General features: G+C 71.4%; 4 protein-coding genes. 1 reads left to right on the forward strand and 3 read right to left on the reverse strand.

Going from position 1 to position 2,881, the window contains the following annotated elements:
• Nucleotides 1–12: 12 nt before the first annotated feature.
• From glmM to rplM, 3 genes are read right to left on the reverse strand one after another with little or no spacing between them, the layout of a single operon-like run.
• Nucleotides 13–1,356 (reverse strand): phosphoglucosamine mutase, encoded by a 1,344-nt coding sequence (gene glmM / locus A6Q79_RS08715; protein WP_286689816.1) that lies wholly within the window; start codon nucleotides 1,354–1,356, stop codon nucleotides 13–15.
• A 5-nt stretch (nucleotides 1,357–1,361) separates the two neighbouring features.
• Nucleotides 1,362–1,850 carry a 30S ribosomal protein S9 gene (gene rpsI, locus A6Q79_RS08720; protein WP_083516450.1) on the reverse strand — a complete coding sequence of 163 codons (489 nt, stop codon included), beginning with the start codon at nucleotides 1,848–1,850 and terminating at the stop codon, nucleotides 1,362–1,364.
• 26 nt (nucleotides 1,851–1,876) lie between these two features.
• A complete protein-coding gene (rplM, locus tag A6Q79_RS08725) occupies nucleotides 1,877–2,320 on the reverse strand; it encodes a 50S ribosomal protein L13 (protein ID WP_067859709.1) in 444 nt (147 codons plus the stop codon).
• A gap of 319 nt (nucleotides 2,321–2,639) precedes the next feature.
• Here rplM and A6Q79_RS08730 point away from each other — a divergent pair.
• Nucleotides 2,640–2,881: citrate/2-methylcitrate synthase (locus tag A6Q79_RS08730; protein ID WP_317697807.1), on the forward strand; the 242-nt coding region annotated here is incomplete at its 3' end.

Raw genomic sequence — 2,881 nt, forward strand, 5'->3', positions numbered from 1 at the left:
CGGTAGGCGTCCTCAGCCCAGCGTGCGACGCACGACGCCGGCGAGGTGCTCGGCCACCGACGTGGCCTCCTCGAGCGTCGGCGCCTCGACCATGACGCGGACGAGCGGCTCGGTGCCGGACGGGCGGAGCAGGATGCGGCCGCGGCCCTCGAGGCCACCGTTCGCGGCCACCAGCTCGCCCTGCAGCACGGGGTCGGCGTCGACCCGGCTCTTGTCGACGTCGGGGACGTTCACGAGCACCTGCGGGAGCCGTCGCATGACGCCGGCGAGGTCGGCGAGCGTACGGCCGGTCTCGCTCATCCGGGCCGCGAGGTGCAGGGCGGTCAGCACCCCGTCGCCGGTGGTGGCGTGGTCGGCCATGATCACGTGCCCCGACTGCTCGCCGCCGAGCGTGAAGCCTCCGGCCCGCATGGCCTCGAGCACGTAGCGGTCGCCCACCGCGGTCTGCAGCACCGTGATCCCGGCGGCCTCCATGGCCTGCACGAACCCGAGGTTGCTCATGACGGTCGCGACGACCGTGTCGGCGTGCAGCAGGCCACGCTCGAGCCGGGCGAGGGCGAGCACGGCGAGGATCTGGTCGCCGTCGACCACCTGGCCCGACGCGTCGACCGCGAGGCACCGGTCTGCGTCGCCGTCGAACGCGAACCCTGCGTCCGCGCCGTGGCGCACGACGGCGGCCTGCAGGTCGTCGAGGTGGGTCGAGCCGCACGCCTCGTTGATGTTCAGGCCGTCTGGCTCGTCGTGGATCGCGACGACCTCCGCGCCGAGACGTCGGAACGCCGCCGGCCCCACGTGGTACGCCGCGCCGTTCGCGCAGTCGAGCACGACCTTCAGGCCGGTGAGCGGCTGCGGCACGGTGCCGACGAGGTGCTTGACGTAGGCGTCGACGCCCACGTGGCTGTCGCCGACGCGACCGACGCCGATGCCGGTCGGCCGGTCCCACGGCTCACGCAGCCGCTGCTCGATGGCCACCTCGACGGCGTCGTCGAGCTTGTGGCCGCCACGGGCGAGGAACTTGATGCCGTTGTCGGGCATCGCGTTGTGGCTGGCGGAGATCATGACGCCCATGTCGGCGTCGAGCTCGGCCGTCAGGTACGCCGCACCGGGCGTCGGGACGACGCCGAGCAGGTGGACGTCGACCCCGGCCGACGCCAGGCCGGCGACGATCGCGGCCTCGAGGAACTCCCCCGAGGCACGCGGGTCGCGGGCGACGACGGCCGTGGGCCGGCTGTCGGCGAACGCACCGGCCTCGCCCAGCACGTGGGCAGCAGCGACCGACAGGTCGAGCGCGAGCTCGGCCGTGAGGTCGCGGTTGGCGAGGCCGCGTACGCCGTCGGTGCCGAAGATCCGGCCCAACGGAGTCAGCGCTTGCTGTACTGAGGAGCCTTACGGGCCTTCTTGAGGCCGGCCTTCTTGCGCTCCTTGATGCGGGCGTCGCGGGTCAGCAGTCCGGCCTTCTTGAGGATCGGACGGTTGACCTCCTCGTCGACGCCGTTCAGGGCACGGGCGACGCCGAGGCGCAGCGCACCGGCCTGGCCGGTCATGCCGCCGCCGGTGACCCGGGCGACGACGTCGAAGCTGCCCTCGAGGCCGGTGGCCGCCAGGGCCTCCTTGGCGATCTGCTGGTGCAGCTTGTTCGGGAGGAACTCCTCGAGCGGCTTGCCGTTGACGGTCCACACGCCCGTGCCGGGCACGATGCGCACGCGGGCGACGGCCTCCTTGCGACGGCCGGTGGCCGCGCCGGGGGCGATGACCGAGTTGCTGGTCGCGATCTCCGAGGAGGGCGAGGTCTCGGTCGTGTAGACGCCGTCGGTGCTGGTGGGGACGTCGGTCTCGGTGGTGTCGGCCACGGTGCTCGTCTCTTCTGCTCGGGTGCTCACTGGGAGATCTGCTTGATCTCGTACGGCTGGGGCTGCTGCGCGGCGTGCGGGTGCTCCGGGCCGGCGTAGACCTTCAGCTTCTTGATGATCTGACGTCCGAGGCGGTTCTTCGGCAGCATGCCGGCCACGGACTTCTCGACGGCCTTGCGGGCGTCCTTGTCGAGGAGGTCGCCGTAGGCGATCGTCTTCAGGCCGCCCGGGTAGCCGCTGTGGCGGTAGACGTCCTTGTCGGAGCGCTTGTTGCCCGTCAGCGCGACCTTCTCGGCGTTGATGATGACGACGAAGTCACCACCGTCGACGTGCGGGGCGAACGTCGCCTTGTGCTTGCCGCGCAGCAGGTGCGCGGCCGAGACGGCGAGACGCCCGAGGACGACGTCCTGGGCATCGATGACGTGCCACTGACGGCTGATGTCAGCAGGCTTCGGGCTGTACGTGGGCACGGCGTGACCTTCTCGTTGTCGTTCTTGGCGTCGGTGTCGTTGCGCGGTCCCGTGCCGCGAGGTGGCGGCGGAAGGGACGTGGTTTCCCGCGTCGGCGCCGGACCGCCGGAGGGCGATCGCGCACGCAGGGCACAACGACGTCCAAGAGTAACCGGCCCGCCCCAGCCGGGTCAAAACGGGGTGCCGGGCACGACGCGAGCCCCGGTCGCGGGTCCGGTCCCCGAGACCCAGCCTCGCGCACCGAGGGGGGCCGCACTAGGTTGGAAGTGAGTCCGGGACCACATCAACGACCCGTACAGCACGTCACAGGAGACCCATCGTGACCGACCAGACCCTGACCGTCCGCGACAACCGCACGGGCGAGGAGTACGAGCTCGAGATCACGGACGGCACCGTCCGCGCCTCCGACCTCGGCAAGATCGGCAAGACCGAGGACGAGCCCGGCATCGCCGTGTACGACCCCGGCTTCACCAACACCGCGTCCACGCGCAGCTCGATCACCTACATCGACGGCGACAAGGGCATCCTCGAGTACCGCGGGTACCCGATCGAGCAGCTGGC

This window comes from Aeromicrobium sp. REDSEA-S32_B7 (genome assembly GCF_001626145.1).
In the GTDB taxonomy this organism is placed as follows: domain Bacteria; phylum Actinomycetota; class Actinomycetes; order Propionibacteriales; family Nocardioidaceae; genus Aeromicrobium; species Aeromicrobium erythreum.